At 66.2% G+C, this 23,088-nt stretch carries 29 protein-coding genes; 18 read left to right on the forward strand and 11 right to left on the reverse strand.

Annotation, left to right across the window (positions count from 1 at the left end):
• Positions 1–114 precede the first annotated feature (114 nt).
• The 5 genes from VGV07_RS04520 to VGV07_RS04540 all read left to right on the forward strand — a co-directional run bounded on the left by VGV07_RS04520 (position 115) and on the right by VGV07_RS04540 (position 2,704).
• Positions 115–714 carry a cob(I)yrinic acid a,c-diamide adenosyltransferase gene (locus VGV07_RS04520; protein ID WP_326867495.1) on the forward strand — a complete coding sequence of 200 codons (600 nt, stop codon included), beginning with the start codon at positions 115–117 and terminating at the stop codon, positions 712–714.
• Positions 714–1,403: a rhomboid family intramembrane serine protease gene (locus VGV07_RS04525; protein ID WP_326867496.1), complete on the forward strand. Its 690-nt coding sequence runs from the start codon at positions 714–716 to the stop codon at positions 1,401–1,403. Before VGV07_RS04520 ends, VGV07_RS04525 begins: the two co-directional genes overlap by 1 nt.
• Before the next feature lie 91 nt (positions 1,404–1,494).
• The gene (locus VGV07_RS04530) at positions 1,495–1,671 is read left to right on the forward strand and encodes a hypothetical protein (protein ID WP_326867497.1); all 177 of its coding nucleotides are present in this window, start codon (positions 1,495–1,497) and stop codon (positions 1,669–1,671) included.
• Between the two features lie 17 nt (positions 1,672–1,688).
• A complete protein-coding gene (locus VGV07_RS04535) occupies positions 1,689–1,916 on the forward strand; it encodes a hypothetical protein (RefSeq protein WP_326867498.1) in 228 nt (75 codons plus the stop codon).
• A 167-nt stretch (positions 1,917–2,083) separates the two neighbouring features.
• Positions 2,084–2,704, forward strand: coding sequence for a sugar O-acetyltransferase (locus VGV07_RS04540; RefSeq protein WP_326867499.1), 621 nt, complete (start codon positions 2,084–2,086; stop codon positions 2,702–2,704).
• Positions 2,705–2,850: 146 nt separating this feature from the next.
• Here the strand turns inward: VGV07_RS04540 and VGV07_RS04545 are convergent, their stop codons facing one another.
• Positions 2,851–3,738, reverse strand: a complete 888-nt coding sequence (locus VGV07_RS04545; RefSeq protein WP_326867500.1) for a PfkB family carbohydrate kinase — start codon at positions 3,736–3,738, stop codon at positions 2,851–2,853.
• 5 nt (positions 3,739–3,743) lie between these two features.
• Positions 3,744–4,352, reverse strand: a complete 609-nt coding sequence (locus VGV07_RS04550; RefSeq protein WP_326867501.1) for a TlpA disulfide reductase family protein — start codon at positions 4,350–4,352, stop codon at positions 3,744–3,746.
• 72 nt (positions 4,353–4,424) lie between these two features.
• On the opposite strand from VGV07_RS04550, the gene argH reads away from it, so the two are divergent.
• From argH to lysA, 3 genes are all read left to right on the forward strand, one after another.
• A complete protein-coding gene (gene argH / locus VGV07_RS04555; RefSeq protein WP_326867502.1) occupies positions 4,425–5,867 on the forward strand; it encodes an argininosuccinate lyase in 1,443 nt (480 codons plus the stop codon).
• A 9-nt stretch (positions 5,868–5,876) separates the two neighbouring features.
• The gene (locus tag VGV07_RS04560; protein WP_326867503.1) at positions 5,877–6,584 is read left to right on the forward strand and encodes a gamma-glutamylcyclotransferase; all 708 of its coding nucleotides are present in this window, start codon (positions 5,877–5,879) and stop codon (positions 6,582–6,584) included.
• Between the two features lie 220 nt (positions 6,585–6,804).
• The gene (lysA, locus tag VGV07_RS04565) at positions 6,805–8,061 is read left to right on the forward strand and encodes a diaminopimelate decarboxylase (protein ID WP_326867504.1); all 1,257 of its coding nucleotides are present in this window, start codon (positions 6,805–6,807) and stop codon (positions 8,059–8,061) included.
• A gap of 132 nt (positions 8,062–8,193) precedes the next feature.
• On the opposite strand, the gene VGV07_RS04570 is transcribed toward lysA, so the two are convergent.
• Together VGV07_RS04570 and VGV07_RS04575 are read right to left on the reverse strand one after the other, a co-directional pair.
• Positions 8,194–8,910, reverse strand: a complete 717-nt coding sequence (locus VGV07_RS04570) for an LrgB family protein (protein WP_326867505.1) — start codon at positions 8,908–8,910, stop codon at positions 8,194–8,196.
• Positions 8,907–9,272, reverse strand: coding sequence for a CidA/LrgA family protein (locus tag VGV07_RS04575; protein WP_326867506.1), 366 nt, complete (start codon positions 9,270–9,272; stop codon positions 8,907–8,909). The genes VGV07_RS04570 and VGV07_RS04575 overlap by 4 nt, the downstream gene beginning before the upstream one ends.
• A gap of 97 nt (positions 9,273–9,369) precedes the next feature.
• Here VGV07_RS04575 and VGV07_RS04580 point away from each other — a divergent pair, with 97 nt between their 5' ends.
• A complete protein-coding gene (locus tag VGV07_RS04580; RefSeq protein ID WP_326867507.1) occupies positions 9,370–10,473 on the forward strand; it encodes a winged helix DNA-binding domain-containing protein in 1,104 nt (367 codons plus the stop codon).
• A 242-nt stretch (positions 10,474–10,715) separates the two neighbouring features.
• On the opposite strand, the gene VGV07_RS04585 is transcribed toward VGV07_RS04580, so the two are convergent.
• Positions 10,716–11,126 (reverse strand): response regulator, encoded by a 411-nt coding sequence (locus tag VGV07_RS04585; RefSeq protein WP_055886701.1) that lies wholly within the window; start codon positions 11,124–11,126, stop codon positions 10,716–10,718.
• The gene (locus VGV07_RS04590; protein ID WP_326867508.1) at positions 11,126–12,070 is read right to left on the reverse strand and encodes an MJ0042-type zinc finger domain-containing protein; all 945 of its coding nucleotides are present in this window, start codon (positions 12,068–12,070) and stop codon (positions 11,126–11,128) included. The genes VGV07_RS04585 and VGV07_RS04590 overlap by 1 nt, the downstream gene beginning before the upstream one ends.
• A gap of 169 nt (positions 12,071–12,239) precedes the next feature.
• Here VGV07_RS04590 and ftsE point away from each other — a divergent pair, with 169 nt between their 5' ends.
• The 4 genes from ftsE to VGV07_RS04610 all read left to right on the forward strand — a co-directional run bounded on the left by ftsE (position 12,240) and on the right by VGV07_RS04610 (position 15,199).
• Positions 12,240–12,899: a cell division ATP-binding protein FtsE gene (gene ftsE / locus VGV07_RS04595; RefSeq protein ID WP_326867509.1), complete on the forward strand. Its 660-nt coding sequence runs from the start codon at positions 12,240–12,242 to the stop codon at positions 12,897–12,899.
• Positions 12,889–13,830: an ABC transporter permease gene (locus VGV07_RS04600; RefSeq protein WP_326867510.1), complete on the forward strand. Its 942-nt coding sequence runs from the start codon at positions 12,889–12,891 to the stop codon at positions 13,828–13,830. Before ftsE ends, VGV07_RS04600 begins: the two co-directional genes overlap by 11 nt.
• Before the next feature lie 86 nt (positions 13,831–13,916).
• Entirely contained in the window at positions 13,917–14,738 is an 822-nt protein-coding gene (locus tag VGV07_RS04605) for a lysophospholipid acyltransferase family protein (RefSeq protein ID WP_326867511.1), read from the forward strand.
• 116 nt (positions 14,739–14,854) lie between these two features.
• The gene (locus VGV07_RS04610) at positions 14,855–15,199 is read left to right on the forward strand and encodes a hypothetical protein (RefSeq protein WP_326867512.1); all 345 of its coding nucleotides are present in this window, start codon (positions 14,855–14,857) and stop codon (positions 15,197–15,199) included.
• 149 nt (positions 15,200–15,348) lie between these two features.
• Here VGV07_RS04610 and VGV07_RS04615 read toward each other — a convergent pair whose 3' ends face one another.
• On the reverse strand, positions 15,349–15,903 hold the full coding sequence (locus tag VGV07_RS04615; protein WP_326867513.1) for a gamma-glutamylcyclotransferase: 555 nt from the start codon (positions 15,901–15,903) through the stop codon (positions 15,349–15,351).
• A gap of 87 nt (positions 15,904–15,990) precedes the next feature.
• Between VGV07_RS04615 and VGV07_RS04620 the strand changes: the two genes are divergently transcribed.
• Entirely contained in the window at positions 15,991–16,998 is a 1,008-nt protein-coding gene (locus VGV07_RS04620; protein ID WP_326867514.1) for a DUF2125 domain-containing protein, read from the forward strand.
• A 50-nt stretch (positions 16,999–17,048) separates the two neighbouring features.
• Here VGV07_RS04620 and VGV07_RS04625 read toward each other — a convergent pair whose 3' ends face one another.
• Both VGV07_RS04625 and VGV07_RS04630 read right to left on the reverse strand, forming a co-directional pair.
• Positions 17,049–18,032, reverse strand: coding sequence for a prephenate/arogenate dehydrogenase family protein (locus tag VGV07_RS04625; protein WP_326867515.1), 984 nt, complete (start codon positions 18,030–18,032; stop codon positions 17,049–17,051).
• On the reverse strand, positions 18,032–19,138 hold the full coding sequence (locus VGV07_RS04630; protein WP_326867516.1) for a histidinol-phosphate transaminase: 1,107 nt from the start codon (positions 19,136–19,138) through the stop codon (positions 18,032–18,034). The genes VGV07_RS04625 and VGV07_RS04630 overlap by 1 nt, the downstream gene beginning before the upstream one ends.
• A 132-nt stretch (positions 19,139–19,270) precedes the next feature.
• Here VGV07_RS04630 and VGV07_RS04635 point away from each other — a divergent pair, with 132 nt between their 5' ends.
• Entirely contained in the window at positions 19,271–19,597 is a 327-nt protein-coding gene (locus VGV07_RS04635) for a DUF718 domain-containing protein (RefSeq protein WP_326867517.1), read from the forward strand.
• Between the two features lie 179 nt (positions 19,598–19,776).
• Here the strand turns inward: VGV07_RS04635 and VGV07_RS04640 are convergent, their stop codons facing one another.
• The gene (locus VGV07_RS04640) at positions 19,777–20,520 is read right to left on the reverse strand and encodes a class I SAM-dependent methyltransferase (RefSeq protein WP_326867518.1); all 744 of its coding nucleotides are present in this window, start codon (positions 20,518–20,520) and stop codon (positions 19,777–19,779) included.
• 91 nt (positions 20,521–20,611) lie between these two features.
• On the opposite strand from VGV07_RS04640, the gene gloB reads away from it, so the two are divergent.
• The 3 genes from gloB to VGV07_RS04655 all read left to right on the forward strand — a co-directional run bounded on the left by gloB (position 20,612) and on the right by VGV07_RS04655 (position 22,320).
• Positions 20,612–21,388: a hydroxyacylglutathione hydrolase gene (gene gloB, locus VGV07_RS04645; protein WP_326867519.1), complete on the forward strand. Its 777-nt coding sequence runs from the start codon at positions 20,612–20,614 to the stop codon at positions 21,386–21,388.
• Positions 21,389–21,391: 3 nt separating this feature from the next.
• Positions 21,392–21,940 (forward strand): GNAT family N-acetyltransferase, encoded by a 549-nt coding sequence (locus tag VGV07_RS04650; protein ID WP_326867520.1) that lies wholly within the window; start codon positions 21,392–21,394, stop codon positions 21,938–21,940.
• Between the two features lie 122 nt (positions 21,941–22,062).
• Positions 22,063–22,320, forward strand: a complete 258-nt coding sequence (locus tag VGV07_RS04655) for a hypothetical protein (protein ID WP_326867521.1) — start codon at positions 22,063–22,065, stop codon at positions 22,318–22,320.
• Between the two features lie 174 nt (positions 22,321–22,494).
• Here VGV07_RS04655 and VGV07_RS04660 read toward each other — a convergent pair whose 3' ends face one another.
• Entirely contained in the window at positions 22,495–22,950 is a 456-nt protein-coding gene (locus VGV07_RS04660) for a hypothetical protein (protein WP_326867522.1), read from the reverse strand.
• Positions 22,951–23,088: the final 138 nt, after the last annotated feature.

Genomic DNA, 23,088 nt, shown 5'->3' on the forward strand with positions numbered 1-23,088 from the left:
CAATTTGTGCAGCAAGCCTTCTTGGGAGGGATGCGGGCTGCCCCCACCAACATCGCAGTGGTGACGCCAACGCACCTGCGATAGCTTCTCGCCACTGACTCGCGGCGAAACGACATGGTCAAGCTCAACAAGATCTACACGCGCACCGGCGACGACGGCACCACCGGGCTGGTGCGTGGTCCGCGGCGCTCCAAGGCCGACCTGCGGGTCGAGTGCTTCGGCACCGTCGACGAGGCCAACAGCTTCATCGGCATGGCGCGGCTCCATACCGGCTCGATGCCCAAGCTCGACCGGTTGCTGGCGCGGGTGCAGAACGACCTGTTCGATCTCGGCTCCGACCTCGCGACCCCAGGGGCCGACCCGGCCGGCGCCGCGCCGTCGCTGCGCATCACCGCGCAGCAGACCGAATGGCTCGAGCAGCAGATCGACAACTACAACGAGGGCCTTGCGCCGCTAACCAGCTTTGTCCTCCCCGGCGGCACGCCGCTGGCGGTAGCGCTGCACCTGGGGCGCACCGTCACCCGCCGCGCCGAACGGCTGGTGGTCGAACTGATCGCGGCCGAGCCCGACGTCAACAACGCCGTGCTGGTCTATCTCAACCGCCTGTCGGACCTGCTGTTCGTCATGGCGCGGGTAGCCAATGCCAATGGCGAGACCGACGTGTTGTGGACACCGGGCAAGTTCGGCCACGACCAGGGACAATCACGCGGCTGATGTTCATTCCGCTGCACGATCGCAATCCGGTCCGGCACATCAGGTTTCCCTATGTCACCTACGGCATCATCGGGCTGAACCTGGTCGTCTTCCTGATCCAGCTGGCGCATGGCAGCGGCATGGCGTTCGACGAGTTCGCCCTGGGCTATGCGGCGGTGCCGGCCTATTTCCTTGAGCCCGGAGCGCCGGACCGGCTGGCTCATCTGCCCGATGGGCTGACGCTCGTCACCTATGCGTTCTTCCACGCCGACTGGCTGCATTTGGGCAGCAACATGCTGTTCCTCTGGGTGTTCGGCGACAATATCGAAGATGCGCTGGGGCATGTGAAGTTCGCCGCCTTCTATCTCTGCTGTGCCGCGCTCTCGGGGCTGGTCTACATCCTCTTCGCCATGGGAACATACACCTGGCTGATCGGCGCTTCTGGCGCGGTGGCGGGTGTAATGGGCGCCTATATCGTCCTTTATCCGCATGCCCGGGTCTATGTGCTGCTCGGCCTCACGATCCCGATCCCGCTGCCGCTGCCGGCGCTGTGGATGCTCGGCGCCTGGGCGGCGGTACAGCTGTTCTACCTGATCTTCGGTGACGCCAGCCCGGTCGCCTGGTCGGCCCATGTCGGCGGGCTGATCGCCGGGGCGGCGCTCTGCGTCCCCCTCAAGCGACGCGACGTGGCGCTGTTCGGCGGGCGCTGATCCGTAAACGATTGATTCACGATCGCACCATTCCGGCACAGTCGCGGGAAGGTTTCGTTTACGCCCCGGTCATACAACGCCGGGGATGGACATGGATCTGACATCGCAGCTGCTTGCCGCACGTTCGCAGGGGACGCAGCATTCGATCGCCATTGCGGTACTGAAGAAGTCGCACGAGATGGAAATGTCGCTGATCCAGATGGTCGACAGCGTGGCGCGTTCCGCTCCACCGCCCGGCCAGGGGACCAGGGTCGACAAGATCGCCTGACCAGCCGGAGGGGGGTGATGAACCTCGACACGTCGATCTATCGCATGGCTTTCCGTGAGGCCGACACGCTCGGCGTCGCCCAGGTACTGGTTGCCAAGAAGCGCGCCGACCTTGAACACCAGATGCTGCTCAAACAGGTCAACGAAGGTTCGGCCTCGAACGGCGCCGATCTCGAACGCGCCCTGACCGATATGGAGCAGCGCTCCGACGCCTTCGTCGGCCGCATCATCGACCGCACCGCCTGAACACCCGTTCAGCAACCCCTTCCCCAAAGCCATGTCCCTGAACCCCCTCTGAACGGAGGGGCCAATCTGCCCGTGTCCCTGCAAAACTGTGCGCTTGCGGGGTCTGTCCCATCGGGGCAAAAGCGACCGCTTTCAGCGGGGGGACACGCTGAACAGGAGATTGGCCCATGACGAAGACGGGCTACGAGAAGATGGTATCGGGCGAGCTCTATGAAGGGCCGGACTGGGACCTGATCGAAATGCAGGTCGAGGCAAGAAAGAAACTCGACCGCCTCAACGCCGTGCCCAGCTGGGACATGGCAAACCGCACCGCGATGTTCCGCGATCAGCTCGGCAGCTTCGGCGAGAGCTTCGTTCTAAGCCCCGTGACCTGGGAATATGGCAAGCACATCCATATCGGCGAAGGCGTGTTCATCAATTTCGAGTGCGTCTTTCTCGATGGCGCCGAGGTGCGCATCGGCGACGGCACCGCCATCGCCCCGCGCGTCATGTTCCTCACCGCCGGCCACCCGGTCGACCCGCATGAGCGCGAGCGTCGCGACCCCAAGACCGGCAAGCTGATCGGCGCCCAGTGCATCAACAAGCCGATCAGCATCGGCAAGCACTGCTGGATCGGCGCCGGCACCATCATCGTTGGCGGCGTCAGCATCGGCGATGGCACCACCATCGGCGCCGGCAGCGTGGTGACCCGCGACATACCCGCCGGCGTGCTCGCCGCCGGCAACCCCTGCCGGGTGATCCGCAAGGCCGACGCCAAGCCGATGCGGCAGGCGGCCAACGCGGCCTGAATCTGAGCGCTTGGCGCCCCTCACCCCGGCCCTCTCCCCAGAGGGGCGAGGGGGCGATTGGCTCACCGGCAGTGCCACACGCGTCCCCTCGCCCCTCTGGGGAGAGGGTTAGGGTGAGGGGCGCCAAGCACACCGGTATTCGCTGCCTACCGAACCAGAAACGCCTCGACCTCAGCCCGCGACGGCGCCCCCAATCGTCCGCCGAACCGCGTGCATTTGATCGCCGCCGCTGCCGAAGCAAAGGCGATGACGTTGCGCATCGGCCAGCCCTCGAGCAGCCCGACGGCGAACCCGGCATGGAACACATCGCCCGCCGCCAGCGTATCGATCGCCTCGATTTTCGGCGCCGGCGAATGGCGGATCCCACCGCCCTCGCTCCACCAGCAGCCATCGGCGCCAGCGGTCACCGCAACGAAGCCGCCATGGCTAACCGCCAGCCACCCGGCCGCCTGCTCCGGGGTGTCCGCCCCGGTCACCAGCTTTGCTGCGCTCTCCGATGCCACCACATGCGTCGCCATGGGCAACAAGCCATCGAGCACGTCGCGCGCCGCCATGTCGGCATCGAGGATCGCCGGAATGCCCGCCGCCTTCGCTGCCGCCAGCGCCAGCGCCGCTGCGCTCGGCCAGCGGACGTCAACCATCACCGCATCGATGCCACCGAGATCCGGGGCAGCCTCGGGCGATGCCATCAGCGTTGGATCGTAGCGCGGCACGATCATCGTCGCGCCGCTGCGATCCATGAAGATCGAGGAAAAGCCCGAGCGCGAACCGGCGACGCGCCGCACCCGCGAACAGTCGACGCCTTCGCCCGAGATCTGCTGCACCAGCCGGTCGCCGGTGACGTCGTCGCCGGCCGAGGCCCAGAGCGCCGCCTTGCCGCCGAGCCGCACGATGCTCGCCGCCTGCGCAGCCGCCATGCCCTCGGCGACTTCGACCGCGTCGAGCGGAATGACTTTGCCCGGCCCATCCGGCAGGCGGTCCAGCCGGAAGATGGTGTCCATGGTCAGGGCACCGACGCAGAGGATCCGGCGCATGAGGGTCAGGTCCCGATCAGCGTGTCGATGACGTTGTGGCCGTCAGCCGAATCCCACTCGGCCGGCCCTTGCAGCACTGCGAGCTCACAGCCTTTTTCGTCGAGCAGCAACGTTGCCGGCAACCCGATCGCCACCGCCTGCTGCTGCAGCCGCTTGAACGCATCGAAAGTCGAATCCGCATAAAGCGGCAGGTTGTTGAGCCCCTCGTCGGCGAGGAATTTCTTCGCCTTTTCGAGCCCGGTCTCGCCCACATCAAGATTGATCGGCAACACCATGAAGCTGTCGGAATTGTACTTCGTCGCGATGGCGTCGAGCGCGGGCATTTCCTCTCGGCACGGCACGCACCAACTGGCCCAGAAGTTCACCAATAGCTTCCTGCCGGCAAAGCTGCCGATGGTGACCGGCGCCCCCGCTGCATCCTTGAACGACATATCGGCATAGCCGCGCCCTTCGCCGGTGCCGTTGAGCGCCGCCAGCATGCCGATGGCGGCAGCGTCGATCCTCTGCCCTTTCACCACCTGCGGGTCGCACTGCGTCGCCTGCGCCGGCATGAAGTTGCCAATAGCGAGGGTAAGGACTAGTGCTAGCGCCGCGCTGCCGAGGGCAATCAGCATGACCCGCCTGGGCTGCAATCTGCGGGTCGGTGCGGGCTTTTCGTCGGTCATAGGTCTACCGTTGGAGTTGAGATGAGCAATCGCATGTGGGGCGGCCGTTTTGCGACCGGGCCCGACGCCATCATGGAAGAGATCAACGCCTCCATCGGCTTCGATCAGCGACTCTACAAGCAGGACATCGCCGGCTCTATCGCACACGCCACCATGCTGGCGGAAGTGGGCATCCTGACCCAGGCGGATCGCGACGCGATCATCACCGGCCTAAAGGCCGTGCTCGACGAGATCGAGACAAACCGGTTCACGTTCTCGCGTTCGCTCGAGGACATCCACATGAACGTGGAAAGCCGGCTGAAGGAAGTGATCGGCGATGCCGCCGGGCGCCTCCACACCGCCCGCTCGCGCAACGACCAGGTGGCGACCGATTTCCGCCTCTATGTCCGCGACGCCATCGATACACTGCTGGCGCAGGTCAAGACCCTGCAGCTGGCGCTGGTGAAGCGGGCTGAGGAAGAAGTCGCGACCATCATGCCCGGCTTCACCCACCTGCAGAACGCCCAGCCGGTGACCTTCGGCCACCACCTGCTCGCCTATGTCGAAATGCTCGGCCGCGACTATGGCCGCTTCGAGGATGCGCGCAGGCGCCTCAACGAAAGCCCGCTCGGCTCCGCCGCCCTCGCCGGCACCCCCTACCCGATCGACCGCGACATGACGGCCAAAGCGCTCGGCTTCGATCGCCCCACCGCCAACTCGCTCGACGCCGTCTCCGATCGCGATTTCATCCTCGAGACGCTCTCGGCAGCCAGCCTCTGCGCCATGCACCTTTCCCGCTTCGCCGAGGAACTGGTGATCTGGTCCTCGTCGCAGTTCGGCTTCGTCAAGCTCAGCGACAAGTTCACCACCGGCTCCTCGATCATGCCGCAGAAGCGCAACCCCGACGCTGCCGAGCTGATCCGCGCCAAGGTCGGCCGCATCATGGGCGCGCTGACCAGCCTGCTGATCGTCATGAAGGGCCTGCCGCTCGCCTATTCCAAGGACATGCAGGAAGACAAGGAAGTCGCCTTCGACGCGCTGGATTCCCTCAGCCTGTCGCTCGCTGCGATGACCGGCATGGTCGAGGACCTGAAGGCCAATCGGGAGAAGATGCGCGCCTCGGCGAATGCCGGCTTCTCCACCGCCACCGATATCGCCGACTGGCTGGTGAAACAGGCCAACATTCCGTTCCGCGAAGCCCACCACATCACCGGGCAGATCGTGGCTTTGGCCGAGCAGAAGGGCATGAGCCTCGATGGCCTCACCATCGAGGATTTCAAGTTCATCGACCACCGCATCGACAGCCGCATCCACAAGGTGCTGAGCGTCGAGAGCTCGGTCGCCGCCCGCAAAAGCTATGGCGGCACCGCGCCCGAAAACGTCGCCTGGCAGGCGGCCCGCTGGAAGGAAATCCTCACCGGCGTGAAGTCCGAGCCGGTCAGCGTCAAGAAATCCGGGGGTCACGGCGACGGTGGAGTGGAGTAGGCTCCGGCCATGCCGCTCAAACCGCGTATCCTGCATCTCACCGCTGCGCATGTCGCCCGTATCCCGGTGATCGAGGATCCGGGTCAGCCGACTTACCCCGGTATCCGCCCGGCGACCGAAGCCGACTATGAGGCCGAGGTGGCGCGCATCATCGACACTGCGCCCACCGGCGAGTTCTGGATCTTCGCCCTGAGTTCGCTGATCTGGAACCCGGCTACCGAGTTCGATCAGCAGCGCATCGCCGTCGCCAGCGGCTGGCACCGCAGCTTTTGCCTGTTCGACCAACGCTGGCGAGGCAATCCCAGGCAGCCGGGACTGATGATGTGCCTCGATCGCGGCGGCAGTTGCCGCAGCGTCGCCTTTCGCATCCCTGCCGGGACCATCAAGACCAACATGGACAAGCTGGTGCGCCGCGAGATGAGCATGGTGCCCAACGCCTTCCCGGGGCGCTGGATCAAGGTCGCAACCGCCGACGGGCCGCTCACTGCCCTGGCGTTTGCGATCGACCGCAAGAGCACGCGTTACGTAGGCGGCCTGACCCTGGCGGAGCGCGCCGACCGGCTGGCGCAGGCGCATGGCTGGAAAGGGTCGATGGCCGAATACGTGCTGTCGACCGTCACCAAGCTCGAGGAGTACGGCATCCACGACCGCAACCTTTGGGCCATCCAGCAAATGGTTGCGGAACGGATCGACCATCACTGGCCGGCGCAGGCCTAGCGATACGCACCGGGTCATTCCCGCGAAAGCGGGAACCTCTGTTGCGGAGCGTGCGGCAAACGGAGATCCCCGCTTTCGGGGGATGACGCCGAGTGTAGGGCAGCCGGTGGCGACGTGAGCCATCATCATCCTCAATCACCCCCATCAATAACTCCAGCTTCCGCTGCCCGGCGTTTTCGCCTAGAGCTTCCGCCCGGATTTCGTAGGGGCGCAGACCTTGGTGCATCACTTCCAGTATCGCGACGACCGGCTGTTTGCCGAGGAGGTCGACCTGACCGCGCTCGCCGGCAAGGTGGGCACTCCGTTCTACGTCTATTCCGCCGCGACGCTCCGCCGCCACGTGCAGGTGATGCGCGATGCCTTCAAGGGCATCGATACGCTGGTCGCCTATGCCATGAAGGCCAACTCCAACCAGGCGGTGATCAAGTTGATCGCCAAGCAAGGCGCCGGCGCTGACGTGGTCTCGGGTGGCGAGCTGGAGCGCGCCATCGCGGCAGGCGTTCCCGCCGATCGCATCGTCTTTTCGGGCGTCGGCAAGACCTTTGCCGAGATGCGCCGGGCGCTGGAAGTCGGCATCAAGTGCTTTAATCTCGAAAGCGAGCCAGAGCTCGAGCGGCTGAGCGACGTCGCCGTCTCCATGGGGATGACGGCCCCGGTTTCGGTGCGCATCAACCCCGATGTCGACGCCGGCACCCACGCCAAGATTTCCACCGGCAAGGCCGAGAACAAGTTTGGCATCCCGTTCGCGCGGGCCCGCGAGGTCTATGCCCGCATCGCAGCGCTGCCCGGCGTGCGTGCCGTCGGGGTCGACATGCATATCGGCAGCCAGATCACCGATATGCGGCCCTTCGACAATGCCTTTGCACTGCTCGCCCAGCTGGTGCGCGACCTCAAGGCGGCTGGCCATGATATCCGCCACGCCGATGTCGGCGGCGGCCTCGGCATCCCCTACCACCACGACGAAGACGCGCCACCGGCGCCGCCCGCTTATGCCGAGATCGTCAGGAAGCATATCGGCCCGCTCGGCGTATCGCTGGTGCTGGAGCCCGGCCGGCTGATCGTCGGCAATGCCGGCATCCTTGTCACCAAGGTCGAGTATGTGAAGGAAGGCGGCAAGACCTTCGTCATCGTCGATGCGGCGATGAACGACCTGATCCGCCCGACCCTCTACGAGGCGCATCACGACATCCAGCCGGTGATCCACTCCAACCTCGCACAGATCACCGCCGACGTGGTCGGTCCGGTCTGCGAGACCGGCGACTTCATCGCCCAGGATCGGAAGATGGCGGGCGTCAAGGAAGGCGACCTGCTCGCCGTCATGTCGGCTGGCGCCTATGGCGCGGTGATGGCCTCGACCTACAACTCGCGGCCGTTGGTGCCTGAAGTGCTGGTCGATGGCGACAAGTGGCACGTCATCCGCCCGCGCAAGTCGATCGAAGAACTGATCGCGCTCGACAGCGTGCCGGACTGGGTGTGATCTCCGCTCCCCTCCCCCTTGAGGGGAGGGGCTGGGGGTGGGGGTCCATCGGTGATCACCGCACCACCCCCTCCCTCAACCCCTCCTCTCAAGGGGGAGGGAGGCGATCGCTGCCGGGACCGTTGATCAAACCTACACCATCCAGCTCGCCAGCACCGGCGCCAGCACCGAGGTCAGCACGGCGTTGAGCCCCATGGCGATGCCGGCAAAGGTGCCGGCCACCGGATCGACCGCGAACGCCCGGGCCGTACCGATGCCGTGTGAGGCAAGGCCCACCGAGAAGCCGCGCGCTGCATAGTCGGTGATCTTCAAGGCGTTCATGATCGGGGTCACCAGCACCGCGCCGGTGACCCCGGTCAGCACCACCAGCACCGCGGTGAGCGAGGGCGAGCCGCCGATCTGCTCGGCAATGCCCATGGCGACGCCCGCCGTGACCGATTTCGGCACCATGGCCAGCAGCACGTCGGGTGGCAGCCCGAACAGCCGGCCGAGCAGCACCACCGAGACGATCGCCGTCACCGAGCCCGCCAGCAGTGCGCCGAGCAGCGGCAACAGGTTCTCCATCACGATCTTGCGGTTGGTGACCAGCGGCACCGCGATGGCGACGATCGCCGGGCCGAGCAGGAAATGCACGAACTGCGCGCCCTCGAAATAGCGCGCGTAGGGCGTGCCGGTGACGAGCAGCACCACGCCGACCGCGATGATCGAAACCAGCACCGGATTGACCAGCGGGTTGCGGCCCGATTTCCGCGCCAGCCAGTCTGCCCCGACCCAGACGCAGAGCGTCACCGTCAGCCACAGCAGCGGCGTCGAGCTGAGATAGACCCAGAGCGCAAACGGGTCGTTCATGGCCGCTTCCCGGTCCAGCGCTTCACGGCGAGGAACGCCCCGACCGTCGCCAGCATGGTCAGCACCGCCGAGACGACCAGCGTCAGGACGATCCCCACGCCATAGTCGCCGAGCAGCCCCAACTGCTGCACGACGCCGACGCCGGTCGGCACGAACAGGAGCCCCAGCCCGCCGACGAGGAAGGTGCTGACCTTGTCGAGCAGCGTGCCCTTGAGGTCGGGCCGCCGGTGCACCCAGGCCAGCAGCACCACGGCGAGGAGGATCAGCCCGACCACCGGGCCGGGCATCGGCAAGGCCAGCGAGCGCGCCAGGATTTCGCCGCCGAGCTGGCAGGCGAGCAGCAATGCGAGAATGGCAATCATGACCGCGACTATCGGAGCGCTCGGCTGCCGGTGCAAGCTGCTGACAGACCCTGTCAGTACGCTCGAGCTAGTTTATGGCTGTCCCGAGGAGGCCCCGATGACCGATGCACTGACCGACCGCCAGCTCAACCGCGCCACCCTCGCCCGCCAGTTGCTGCTCGAGCGCAGCGACAAGGGCATCGTCGAAACCATCGAGTGGCTGCTGGGACAGCAGGCGCAGCAAACGCATGATCCCTATATCGGGCTCTGGTCGCGGCTCAACGGCTTCACCCACGAAGCGTTGACCGCACTGATCGTCGACCGCACGCTGGCCCGTGCCACCACCATGCGCGGCACGCTGCATCTGCACACCGCCGACGACCTGATCGGCATCCGTGCACAGGTGCAGCCCTTCCTCCGCTCGGTATGGCAGAGCAATTTCCGGAAGCGGTTCGGCGACAATGACGAGGCCCAGGTGCTCGCGCTGGCCCGCGAGCTGCTCGACGCCGAGCCGATGACAGCCGGCCAGCTCGGCAAGCGCCTCGCCGAGCGCTTCCCCACTGCCGAACCGCTGGCCATGACCATGCTGCTGCAAACCTCCGATGCGCTGATCCAGATCCCGCCGACGCGCATCTGGGGCTCCGGCCACGCGCCGCTGTTGACCCGCATCGACAACTGGCTGCCCAAGCCGCACCAGCGCCCGCTGTCACGCGAAACCCTGGTGCGCCGCTACCTCGCCGCCTATGGCCCGGCCAGCGTCGCCGACATGCAGAGCTGGTCGCGCCTGACCAAGCTCGGCGAAGTGTTCGAGGCGCTGCGGCCAGAACTCGTCACCTTCATCGCCCCCGACGGCCGCGAGCTGTTCGATCTGCCCGAAGCGCCGCGCCCCGACGCCGACACACCGGCCCCGGTCCGCTTCATGCCGTTGTTCGAAAATGCCTTTCTCGGCTACGACAACCGCCGCCGCGTCCTCGCCGCGGACGACGAACAACGCGGCGATTTCCTGCACGACGCCAGGCCCTCGGTGCTGGTCGACGGCATCATCTCGGCCGCCTGGGCGATCGACAGCAGGAAGGGCGCGGCGGTGCTCACCATCACGCCCTACCACAGGCTCAGGAAGAAAGACGTCGCCGAGATCGAGCGCGAGGGCCTGAAGTTCCTGCGCTTCATGGAGGAGCAGGCGGAGACGTTCGACGTCCGGGTGTTGGAGCTCGCGGACTGAGACTCCCCGGAGCCCGGCACCTCGATGGTTCGGTTCGAGCGTCCCCTCGCCCCTGAGGGGAGAGGGTAGTGCAGCTAGGACCGCCAGGTCCGTAGCGAAACTAGGGTGAGGGGTTCAGCTTCTCAACGAGCGCGTATGGCACCGCTTCACCCCTCATCCGGCGCTGCGCGCGGCGAGGGCTGCGCCCTCGACCGGTGCCCCTGAGGGGCGAAGGGACCGAGGGGGGCCCACGACGCCCGCGTTCACCCCATCATCGCCTGACGCGCCAGCGAAATGATCTCCGGCGGCCGGCCGGCGAGGGCGTCGTCGACCTTTTCCAGCACCTGCGCCAGCGTGAACGGCTTGGGGATCACATCGTAGATCAGCTGATCGAGCCCATGCGCGCGCTCGCGCTGGTCCGCAAAGCCGGTCATCAGCATGATGGTGACTTCGGGCCAGGCGGAAGCGACGTTGAGCGCCAGCGCGATCCCGTCCATCACCGGCATCTTGATGTCCGAGAGCAAGAGGTCGAAGCGCCCCTGCTCTTCCTGCATCACTTCGGCGGCGAGCCCGCCATCCTCGGCTTCCACCACGTCGTGGCCCATATGCGCGAGGGCGCGCGACACGAACGCACGCACGCCATCATCGTCTTCGGCAAGCAGGATTCTGGCCATCAGTGTATGGTCTCTTCAGGTATCTTGTTGGTTGCCACGGGCGGAATAGCCGCGACGTTCTGCCACCTCGAGGCAAAGCCCAGGCGCAATTGCGTCGCGCCCTCAGGCGGAGACGCGAGTTCGGCGGAAAAGGCCACGGCCTCGCCCGGCTCGACATCGGGCGCCGGCGGCATGACGCTCCACTGATAGAGCGGCGCGCCCTTGGCATCGAGCAGGCTCACCACCACCGGTGGCACCACCACGCGGCGCGCCTCGACGCCACGGATGGTGGCGGTGACGCTGATCACATCGCTGTCGCCGCGCCGGCTCATCACCGTGGAAACCTCGGAAAACTCCAGGCCGACGACATTCACCCCCATGCCGAGCGCCGAATAGACACCCGCCATCTCGGGCGCGAACTTGACGATCTCGGTGCGGAACAGCAGGCCACCGGCGAGCACGACCACGAGCAGGCCGACCGCCCCGATGCGGATCATCCGGAACAGCTTGGCGGCCGGCAGCCGGCGCGCCACGGCGCGTTGCCGCTTCTCGAGCTTGCCATTGGCGGCCCGTTCGGCCGCCGTGGGTTTTGCAGCGGCCGGTGGGGCCGGTGCCGGCTCGGCCGGCTTGGGCGCAATGGCGGCTTTGATTTCGGCAATCGAGCGCACCACCTCGGGTGGCGGCGCCCCATCGGGCATTACCCCACGCAGCGATGCAGGAATCTCGGCGATCCCCGTGCGAGTCTCGATCGCCTTGAACTCGCGATCGAGCGCCTCTTCCTCGGTCGGCGTGAACAGCTTGTCGTCATCCGGCGGCGGCGTCTGGGCCTCCGCCATCCAGGCCTTGCCGCAATGTGCGCAGCTGACCTTGCGGCCGCGCGGCCCGAGCGTTTCGGGCGGTACCTGGTACCGCGTGCCGCAATGCGGGCAGGCAATGACGACTGTCGCTGGCTGGGGTGAACGCATGCGGTGAAGCTAGCGGCGGCGGGTTAAGTTTCCTCAAACCCGAACCTCGAAACTACCGCGGCCGAGGCATCGGCCGACCAAGATTTGGGCTGAATTATGGGTGAGAACCCCGCCCGGGCGGGATGCCGCTGTTATGATGCCTCACAACTGATTCGGAGCGGATGGCCCGGTGATCGAGTTCTCCAATGTCGGCCTGCGCTATGGGCAGGGGCCTGAGATCCTTCGCGATCTCAATTTCCGCATCGAACCCGGCACGTTCCATTTCCTCACCGGCCCCTCCGGGTCGGGCAAGACATCGCTGCTGAAACTGCTGCTGCTGTCGCTGCGGCCGACCCGCGGCCGGGTCACCCTGTTCGGCAAGGACACTTCGGCGCTCGACCAGGATGCGCTGCTGCAGATGCGCCGCCACATCGGCATCGTGTTCCAGGAATTCCGCCTGCTCGATCACCTCACCACCTTCGAGAACGTGGCGTTGCCGCTGCGTGTGCTGGGCGAACCCGAGGCGAGCTACCGCGCCAACGTCACCGAACTGCTCGAATGGGTCGGGCTCGGCCAGCGCCTCGATGCGCTGCCGGCCGTACTGTCAGGCGGCGAGAAGCAGCGCGCCGCCATCGCCCGCGCGGTGATCGGCCGGCCGGATATCCTCCTTGCCGACGAGCCCACCGGCAACGTCGACCCCGAGCTGTCGCTGCGGCTGGTGCGGCTGTTTGCCGAACTCAACAAGATGGGGACGACCATCATCCTCGCAACGCACGAGTTGCCGCTGCTCGACGCCTTCCCTTTCCCGCGCATGATCCTCAACGAGGGGGAGATCGTCTTTGCCGATTGAGCTGAAGCTCCCCCGCTTCGCCGGGATCGAGAACCGTGAGCGCGCTGCCGCCATCGTGCCGGAACGCTCGGTGGCCGGCCGCACCCTGGTGCTGCTGATCGCCATCATGACCTTCCTGTCGGGCGTGACTCTGGGCGGCGTGGTGCTGGTGCAGAAATCCGCCATTGCCTGGTCCTCCGATGTCGGCCGTGAGATGACCATCCAGATCCGCCCGGTGGAGGGCGAGGTGATGGACTCGAACCTTCGCACCGCCGTGGCGCTGGCTGAAGCGACACCGGGCGTTGCCGCGGCGCGAGCCCTGACGCTCGAGGAAAGCCAGAAGCTGCTCGAGCCGTGGCTCGGTGCCGGGCTCGACTTGACCGCCATCGACATCCCCCGGTTGGTCGTCGTGCAGCTCGCCGACCCGGCCGAAGCCGATGTCGAAAAGCTGCAGCGCGACCTTGCCGCAGTAAAGGGCGCGAGCCTCGATACCCATGCCGCCTGGCGGCAGCAGCTCAACGTCATGGCCGGCACCATCGTCGCTTCGGGCCTCCTGGTGCTGACGCTGATCGTCGTTGCGACCGTGCTCGCCATCGTCTTCGCCACCCGGGGCACCATGGCGTCGAACCGCGAGATCGTCGATGTGCTGCACTTCATCGGCGCTTCGAACAACTTCATCGCCGGCGAGTTCCAGGGGCGATTTCTCACCATCGGCTTCCGCGGCGGCATTTTCGGCGGGCTCGCGGCGCTGCTGTTCTTCCTTCTTGTCGGCGTCGCCGCCGGCTCGGTGGTGCCACAGGAGGCCGGCCAGCAGCTCGGCATCCTGTTCGGCCGCTTCGCGCTCGGCATTGACGGCATGTTTGGCATTCTCGCCGTGGTGCCGGTGATCGCCGCGCTGACCGCCATCACCTCGCGCATGACGGTGCGCCGCTTCCTGCAGAAGACGTCGTAGGCCGGAGGCTGCCGCAGGCGCCGATTTCTCGCTTGTTCGCCAGCGTCGTAGCAGGCACGCTCCGCGCAAAACGAGGAGGATCGGTTTTGCTCGGCCAGGCGCTACGCTCGCTGCTGTTCTATGCGGTGTTCTACCTGCAGACCGTGGTGCTGGCGATCGTCGTCGGCATCAGCGCCATCTGGGGACGCACCCGGTTCGGCTGGGCCCTGGCGCTCTACTGGATCCACTCGCACATCCTGGCGCTGCGGCTGATCGCCGGCATCAAGACCGATGTCGAGGGCATGGAGAACATTCCCGACGGCCCCTGCATCATTGCTTCCAAGCACATGAGCGACTGGGACATCTTTGCGCTTCTGCCCGGAGCGAAGCGTCCCGCCTTCATCGCCAAGAAGGAGCTGATGGATATCCCGTTCTTCGGCCAGGCGGCGATGGCCTTCGACACCATCCGCGTCGACCGCTCGAAAGGCGGCGATGCCATCCCGCTGATGCTTTCCGACGCCCGCCGCTCGCTCGCCAAGGGCGCCCGCATCATCATCTTCCCCGAAGGGACCCGCAAGGCGCCGCTCGAACCCTATGATTACCGCTACGGCGTGGTCCGGCTTTACGAGGGTCTCAACATCCCCGTAGTGCCGGTGGCGCTCAATTCCGGCCTGTTCTGGGGCCGCAACAGCCTGCTGCTGTGGTCCGGCACCGCCCGCGCCAGGTTCCTCCCGGCCATCCCGCCGGGCCTGCCGGTAGAGGAGTTTCGCACCCGCCTGATTTCGGCGATCGAGGGCGAAACCAACCGGCTGATCCTTCAAGCATACGAGGATGGCCTGAGCCGGCCGATCGCGCCCGAACTGCGCGACAGGCTCGAGAAGCTGAAGCAAGGGATAGCGCCCGGCCCAGCGCCGACCACTACATCTTGACGAAACAGGCGACGCAGCCCATAGGTGTAGAGGCCACGCAGGGCGGTGCTTGACATTTAGCCCAAATTTGTTCTACATTCGTTCTCTTTCGCCGAGTACCGAAGGGAGCCGGGGGCATGGTGCCGACACTCGATCGTACGCTGTTGCAGCACGCCACCGTGCATCCGGTGAACTGGCGTGGTCGCTCGGGTCGCTATTACGCCCTCGAACCCCTCCGCCTCGACGATTTCAGCTTCAAGGCCGACGAACTCTATCTGATCGCGCTCGGTCCGCACGTCATGTGGGCGGGCGGCGCCGCCGACCTGGTCGAAGACCCGGTGAGCCGCGCCCGCTTTCGCCTCGCCATGGACTGCGCTGACCGCGTCTTCCACGTTGAAACCAGCGCCGACGCCATCGAGCGGCTCACCGTGGTGTGGGACCTCGAAGGCGCCGAACCGATCATCGGGCTGAGCGCAGCCTGACGACAGCCGATAGAGACGGCCCCCTCCCGGCCTCCCCCGTAAAGGGGGAGGTGCAGAGTCGAGGCTCTCTTCGATGGTGCCAAGCACACCAGCGGGCACCTCCCCCCTTGTGGGGAAGGATGGGAGGGGGCCGTCTCTCTCAGTCGGCCCTATGCCCCCGCCACCACCGGCACATCCGTGCCGTTCAGCGCCGCCACCACCTCGTCGAGGTACCGATCGACGATCCCCAGTTCGTGCAGTTTCCGCGCCGTCTCGAGCACGTATTCCGGGTTCGCCCCGGACTCCCCCACTCCGGCCCGCACGATCCGCACCTGTTCGGCAATGGCGAGCTTGCCCGCATATTGCAGGTGCCGCGTATCGGCGAGAAAGGCCAGCGACGGCACCAGCCCACCATCGGCGAGTTCGATCTGCCGGGTCGCCTCGCGATAGACGCCGCGATCCATCTCGCGCTCGCTGAGATAGGCGTGCACGCTATCCCACTCGGTATCGTCGACCTCGAATGCCATGCCGCGACAGGAGCCGCCCGGCATCAGCCCGAACACCAAACCGGGCTGCGCCTCGGTGCCGCGATGCCGGTAGGAATAGACGCAGAGCCGGCGGTGCACGCCGCGCAGCAGCGCCGGCACTTGCCGGATGAAGGCAAAGCCCGGCCGCCAGATCAAGGAGCCGTAGCCGAACACCCAATGCGTTGAATTCTGCTGCACGAAACGTCCACTCGCCTTGCCCCGGTCACGTTCCTACCGATACGGTCCGCGCCGCGCAATTGGCGCGCCGGAATGGGAGACCTGACGTTGCGGAAGTTCATGTGGCTCGCCATCGCGGTGGTTGTCGTGGTCGGGCTATGGACCGCCGGCTGGGTGTGGGCCGCCGGCGAGGCGACGCGGCAGATCAAACTCCTCGGCGAGGCCGACGGCGAAACCATGCCCAAGCTCACCTGCGGCACCCTGGATGTCTCCGGTTTTCCGTTCCGCTTCGATCTCGAATGCCTCGACGCAACGCTGATCGACCAGGATCTCACTGCGACTTTTGCCGGCCTCAAGGGCTCGGTACTGGTCTACGCGCCGTCGCACCTGATCTTTTCCGCCAAGGCGCCCTTTGCGCTCGCCGATGCCTTCTCCGGCAGCCAGCGCCGGCTCGATTTCGGCGCCCTTGAAGGCAGCCTGCGGCTGACCTCCACCGACCTGATCCGCGGCCTCGGCGGCGAGGGCTGGCGCATCGCCCGCTTCTCGCTGGTCGCCGACGACCTGGCGGTCACCGACATCGTCGCCGGCGAGATCGTCGAGGCGCGCGCCAAGCATGTCGAAGCGCACCTGCTCGATGTCCCCGAACTGCACGACCAGGCCGCCGGCACCGCGGCTTTGCGCGGGTACCTGACGACCACGGCGCTCGACCTGCCGGGGCTGCAGGTCATCGCGGCCGATACCAGCGCCGAAGTCGAGCTCACCGCCGTGCCCGACGATCTTCGCGCCTTCGGCGAGCCCGATGCGCTGCGTCGCTGGCAGGCGGCCGGCGGTGCGCTGAGCCTCGCCAAACTTGCCGGCAGCCAGCCGCAGCCCGAAGAACGCTTCGAAATCACCGGCGCGCTGAAGCTCAATGGCGGCGGCTACCCGGAGGGCGAAATCAACTACACCACCAAAGGCGTGCTGGACCGCTTCGCCCAGTTCGTGCCGGCCATGCAACTCGCCATGCTGCGCGGCGCCCCCAACGCCGACGGCAGCTTCCGCAATACCCTCACCATCGTCGATGGCCAGGTGAAGCTGCTCGCCGTGCCGCTCGCGCAGTTGCTGCCGTTGTTCTGAGTTCACCTCTCCCTTGGGGGAGAGGGGACGACGACGGCGAACCTGGGGTTCTAAGCGTCCTCGCCGCCGCCGTGTTCGCGCACCATGACCGGAGAGACGTCGGTCGGCGGCACCACCGCGGCCTCCGGCGTGCCGTGCGGGCGGCCGAAATCGGGGGCCGCAGTTTCCTGGCCGGCGGTGATGATCGAGCGACGGATGGCGCGGGTGCGGGTAAACAGCGCCTGCATGCCCTCGCCGTCGCCCACCCGCACCATGCGCTGCAGGGTCGAGAGATCCTCGAGGAAGCGCCCGAGCATCTCCAGCACCGCCTCGCGGTTGGTGAGGAACACGTCGCGCCACATCACCGGGTCACTGGCCGCGATGCGCGTGAAATCTCTGAAGCCCGAGGCCGAGAACTTGATCACCTCAGATTGCGTCGCCGCCTCGAGATCGGCGACCGTACCGACAATATTGTAGGCAATCAGGTGCGGCACATGGCTGGTAATCGCCAGCACCAGGTCGTGGTGGGCGGCATCCATCACCTCGACGTTCGAACCGAGCGCCCCCCAGAACGACACCAGCCGATCGACCGCCACCGGATCGACCTCCGGCTTCGGCGTCAGCACGCACCAGCGCCCGACGAACAGATCGGGGAAGCCGGCGGACGGGCCAGAATGCTCGGTGCCGGCAATCGGGTGACCGGGGATGAAGTGCACACCCGCCGGCAGCAGCGGCTCCAGCGCCTTCATCACCTGGCCTTTGACCGAACCCACATCGGAGAGGATGGCGCCTGGCGCCAGGTGCCCGCCGATCTGTTTCATCACATCGGCATAGACACCCACCGGGGTGCAGAGAATGACGAGATCGGCGCCTTCGACGGCTTCCGCCGCATCGAGGGTGTAGATATCGCCCAGCCCCAGCGTCCGCGCCTCTTCGAGCGTTGCGGACTTACGGGTGGTGATGGCGATGGTCTTGGCGAGGCCCTTGAGCTTCACCGCCCGGGCGATGGAGGAGCCGATCAGGCCGATGCCGATAAGCGTGAGTTTTTCAAACATCAGTTGCTTGCCCCCGGCGCTCCGAACGCCTTCAGAATTTCGACGACTGCCCGCATGTGCTCTTCGAGCCCGATCGAGATGCGCAGGCCCTCGGGTATGCCATAGCCATGCATTTCACGCACCAGCAGCCCCTTGTCGCGCAGCGCCGCGAACGCCGCCTTCGCAGTCGCTACATCCTCGAACAAGGCCAGGATGAAGTTGCCCTGGCTCGGCGGCACCCGGATAGCGTTCGAGTTGAGCGCCCCGGTAAGCCAGCCGCGCCAGCGCGCATTGTGGTCGCGGAGCTTTGCCGTGAACGCCACGTCGCGCGCTGCTGCTGCGGCCGCCGCCTGCCCGGAAAGCGAAACGTTGAAGGGCCCGCGGATACGGTTGATCGCATCGACCACATGCTCGGGCCCGTACATCCAGCCGACCCGCTCGCCGGCAATGCCCATCTTGGAGAAGGTACGGACCATCACGACATTGTCCGACGCGTTCACCAGGTCGATGCCTTCGGAGTAATCCTCGGCGGTGACATATTCGGCATAGGCGCTATCGAGGACGAACAGGATGTCGGGCCTCAACCCCTGCTGCAGCCGCCGCACTTCGGCTGCCGGCAGATAGCTGCCGGTCGGGTTGTTCGGGTTGGCGAGAAAGACGATCCGGGTGCGCGGCGTCACCGCCGCAAGCAGCGCATCGACATCGGCCCGGTAGTCTTTCTCAGGCACCATGATGATCTGCGCCGACGCCGCCCGGGTGATGATCGGGTAGACGTTGAAGCCGTACTGGCTCATCACCGCCTCGTCGCCCTCACCCAGATAGACCTGGGCCAGCAGGTGCAGGATATCGTCCGAGCCGAAACCGCAGACGATCCGCTCGGGCGCGAGCCCATGCACCTCGCCCAGCGCCACCCGCAACTCGCGCGACGAGCCTTCCGGATAGATCTCGATGCGGCTGGCCGCCTCGCGCACTGCCGCGATCGCCTTGGGGCTGGCGCCGAGCGGCGACTCGTTGGCCGAGAGCTTCACCAGCGTGACGCCGGCGGGCGTATCCGAGCGACCCGGCACATAGGGCGCGATCGTGAGGATGCCGGGCTGGGGGACGGGGCGGTTGGGCGTGTCGGTCATGTCTCGGAGACTGGGTCGAAAAATCGGCCGGACCATAGGGGATGGCGCCCACGCTTGCAAAGGAATCCCGGCCTGCTCCGACATCTGCTAGGATAGGCGCGCGGCGTGCTTGTCGAGACGGAGGAGGATCCGATGACGGCAATGAACATCGTGCATATGCGGGTGAAGCCCGGCCGCGAGGGGGAGTTCATCGCGCTCCACCGCGATATCGCCAGCTCCGATATGGCGGGCCTGCGCAACTTCTGGGTGGTCAAGACCGGCGAGCGTGACTTCTGCGTTGTCGGCGACTGGGCTGAGATGAGTAATCTGGTGCAAGCCCGCCCCCAGATGATCGCCATGCTCGACCGCCTCCGCGGCCTGCTCGAGGACCTCGGCGGCGGACGCGGCGTCACCGAACCCTGGTCGGGCGAAGTGGCCGTGCACCTCAGGCCGGAAATGAACGTGGAAAGCGCGCTCTAGGCCGGCGCGTTTTCATCGGGTTGGAAGAAAGCGCTCCACCCCACTCGGTGTCATTCCGGCGAAGGCCGCGATCCAACTCGCAGCCCGCGCTAGCGGGGACAAAGGTCACAGCTTTCGCTGGGATGACACCCGGTGGTGGTGGCGTTTCCGGTGCAAAACGATCGAGCGATGGACCAGCCCTACTGCTCCCTCGGCAACTTCATGGCCGCCTGCGGCGCCAGCGCCGGGACCTTGATCAGCCGCTCGGCTTTCTTGCGCCGCGGCACTGCCGGAAACAGCTCTTTGCGGGCGAGCACGCAGTGTACGCCTGCAAAGGTCGGCCCGAACATCCGACCGGCCCGCTCGAAAAAGCGCGTCGACTTCAGCACCAGCGAGTGCTGCGAGGGCGGCACGTAGAGCGCATCGCGCCACTGCTCGGGCACGAAGCTGTGGTCGCGCAGCAGCCGCTCCAGCTGGCCGCGCGAGAACGGGTGCCCATCGCCGAACGGCGTATTGTCGAGCGACGACCAGGTGCCACGGCGCTTCGGCACCACGACGATCAGCCGAGCGTTGGGCGCCGACACCCGCCACAGCTCGCGCATCAGTTCCTCGGTGTCGCTCACATGCTCGAAGGCGTGTACCGCTATGATAAGGTCGACCGCGGCATCGGTGAGCGGCAATTCGAGGGGGTCGCAGAGCACGGTGTGCGAGGGCCCTTCGCGCGGCCAGGCCGAGGCGCCCTGCCGGGCTGGCATCACGGCGATCACCCGTTCGGCCTTTTCCAGTGTGAAGCGCATATAGGGTGTGGCGAAACCCAGCCCCAGCACCCGCAACCCGCGCACGTTGCCGGCAAAGCGCAGCACTTCCTCGCGCAAGAGGGCGCGGGCGATCTTTCCCAGGGGCGACTTGTAAAAGCCGATCAGCCGCTCGACATGCGAGGTCATGGCGTTGTCCGAAAACCTTCTCTAGTTTCTGTCATGCTTCGCTGCCGCGTGCCACCCGCGCGGTGCGCGCCTGACCCGGAGACTCCCCCAAGTGCCCCTGCTGATCGACGTTTTTCTCTGCCGCTCCGACAATTTCGGCTACCTCGTCCACGATATCGGCAGCGGCCGCACTGCCGCGATCGACGCGCCGGACGCCAAGGCGATCAAGGAAGCGCTGCAGCGCCGCGGCTGGAAGCTGACCGACCTGTTCATCACCCATCACCACACAGACCACGTCGAAGGCATTCCGGCCCTCAAGCGTGAATATGGGGTGCGCGTCGTCGGTCCCAAGGCCGAAGCGTCGAAGATCCTCGGGCTCGAGGTGCTGGTTTCGGCAAGCGACACCGTCTCGCTGGGCGAAACCGACTTCATCGTCATCGAAACGCCGGGCCACACGCTGGGGCATATCGTCTATTATGACCCTGCGGGCCGCCACCTGTTCTCCGCCGACGCGCTGTTTTCGCTCGGCGTCGGCCGCATGTTCGAGGGCAAGCCCGGCCCGATGTGGAATGGGCTCGAAGAGTTGCGCGCGTTGCCCGACGACACGCTGGTCTATCCTGGCCACGAATACACCGCTTCGAACGCCGCCTTTGCCATGAGCGTCGACCCAAAGAACCCGGCGCTCAACATCCGCGCTACCGAAGTCAAGCGCATGGTCGAATCCGGCAAGTACACCATCCCGGTGACGCTTGGGCTCGAGAAGGCCAGCAATCCGTTCCTCCGCGCCGACCAGCCGGCACTGGCCAAAGCCATGGGCCTCGCCGCCGATGCGGAACCGGCCAAGGTGTTCGCCGCTTTACGCAAGGCGAAGGACGAATTCAAAGGGTAAGCAATGGCCGACAAGCTGGCCTTCAAGCCGGTGACCAGAGCGACGGAAAGCGATTTCGAGGCCCTGTTTGCCGGCCCGGGCGGGCCGAAGCCCTGCTGGTGCATGACCTGGCGCGCCACACCTCAGGAAATCAAGGACAACAAAGGGCCGGCGCGGCGCAAGCAGATCCTCGGCCGCATCGCGGACGGCGTGCCGGTCGGTCTCCTCGGCTATGCCGACAGTGAGCCGGTCGCCTGGGTCTCGGTCGCTCCCCGCGACACGTTTCGCAATCTCGGCGGCCCCGATGTGGAAAGAGACGAGAAGGTCTGGTCGCTCACCTGTATGTATCTCCGCCGGCAGTTCCGCGGCGAAAGGCTCGGTCTCCAGCTGATCGCCGCCGCCATCGCCCACGCGAGAAGGCACAAGGCTGATATCCTCGAGGCGTACCCGGTCGCGCCGTCCTCGCCGAGCTACCGCTTCATGGGCTTCGTCCCCGCCTTCGAGGGTTTTGGCTTTGTCGAGGTGGGGAAAGCCGGTACCCGCCGGCACGTGATGCGGTTAACCCTTTCTTGATGAAACGCGGGAAACCGCGCGCGAAACATTGCAACCTCTGCGGGTCGTGGCGACGTTATCCCATGGTCCGTTGAAGCTGCCACTATCGGTGCAGCCCGCCGGACCGGAACAGGTCCGAGGCAATGGACGACAACGGGACGGCAAAGCAGGTCTTCACCCTGCCGGTGGTACAGGAGGCGCCGCGCGAGCGGCTGATGCTCGTCCACACCCCCGCGCACTCCGATTTCCTCAGCCAGCTGATCGCCGCCCGCCAGCACCTGCCGGCGCAGAGCGAACGCCGCCGCGCCCCGGTGCACCAGGCCGTCGATGCCTATGCCAACGGCAGCAAGATCACCGTCCGCCGCATGCCGGCCGGCTATCGCAAGACCATCGTTACCTGAGCTGTTGGCCGACGAGGGCTGGAGCTTTCCGCATCCACGGTGTCACCCCGCGAAGGCGGGGACCCAGTGCGATCTCTCAGCCTCCACCGGCGCCGCCGCATCCCACCAGGTTCCCGCCTTCGCGGGAATGACGCCGGTGGGTGGGCACGGCAATGACTCAGCGCCGATGGGCTCTCAGCCGCCCATGGTCACGTCGCGACCGGCGCCGGTGATCGAGACGGTGAAGCCCGCCACCACGTCGACGATCGCCATCATCATCAGGATGAAGAATACCGAGCTGGCAGCCGCCCCGACGAGCAGGAACTCGACGAGGAAGATCACGAACACCACCACCGAGAGCATGTGCTCGATCACCGAGTTACGCCCGGTATTGGTGGATTTCAGCACCTCGAAGAACAGGCAGACCAGGCCAACGACGAGGATCAGGTCGCCCGCGGTCAGCGACCACGAGACGCCCGAAACCATCGGAATGGTCAACAGCTGCTGGCTCCAGCCCGCCGGATTGCCGCCCATGAACAGGAAGGCAAAGAAGTTATAGGCGATCAGCGGGATCAGGAGCAGCGGCGGAATGAAGGCGCCGTTGCGCGTGGAGCGGCCGCCCTGGGGGATGAATACCGTATTGTCGGACATGGCGCGTTCCCTGATCGGTTGGTGCGGGGCACAATGCCAAAGCCAGGCCGCCCCCGCCAGCCCCGCCGTGCGCTTTCGCACTGGTGCCCTCTGGAGCACGTGATGGGCTGCGCCGGGCCGAGCGGCTGGGCTTGGTCC

The sequence above is a fragment of the Devosia sp. genome (assembly GCF_035944845.1).
Classification (GTDB): Bacteria; Pseudomonadota; Alphaproteobacteria; order Rhizobiales; family Devosiaceae; genus Devosia_A.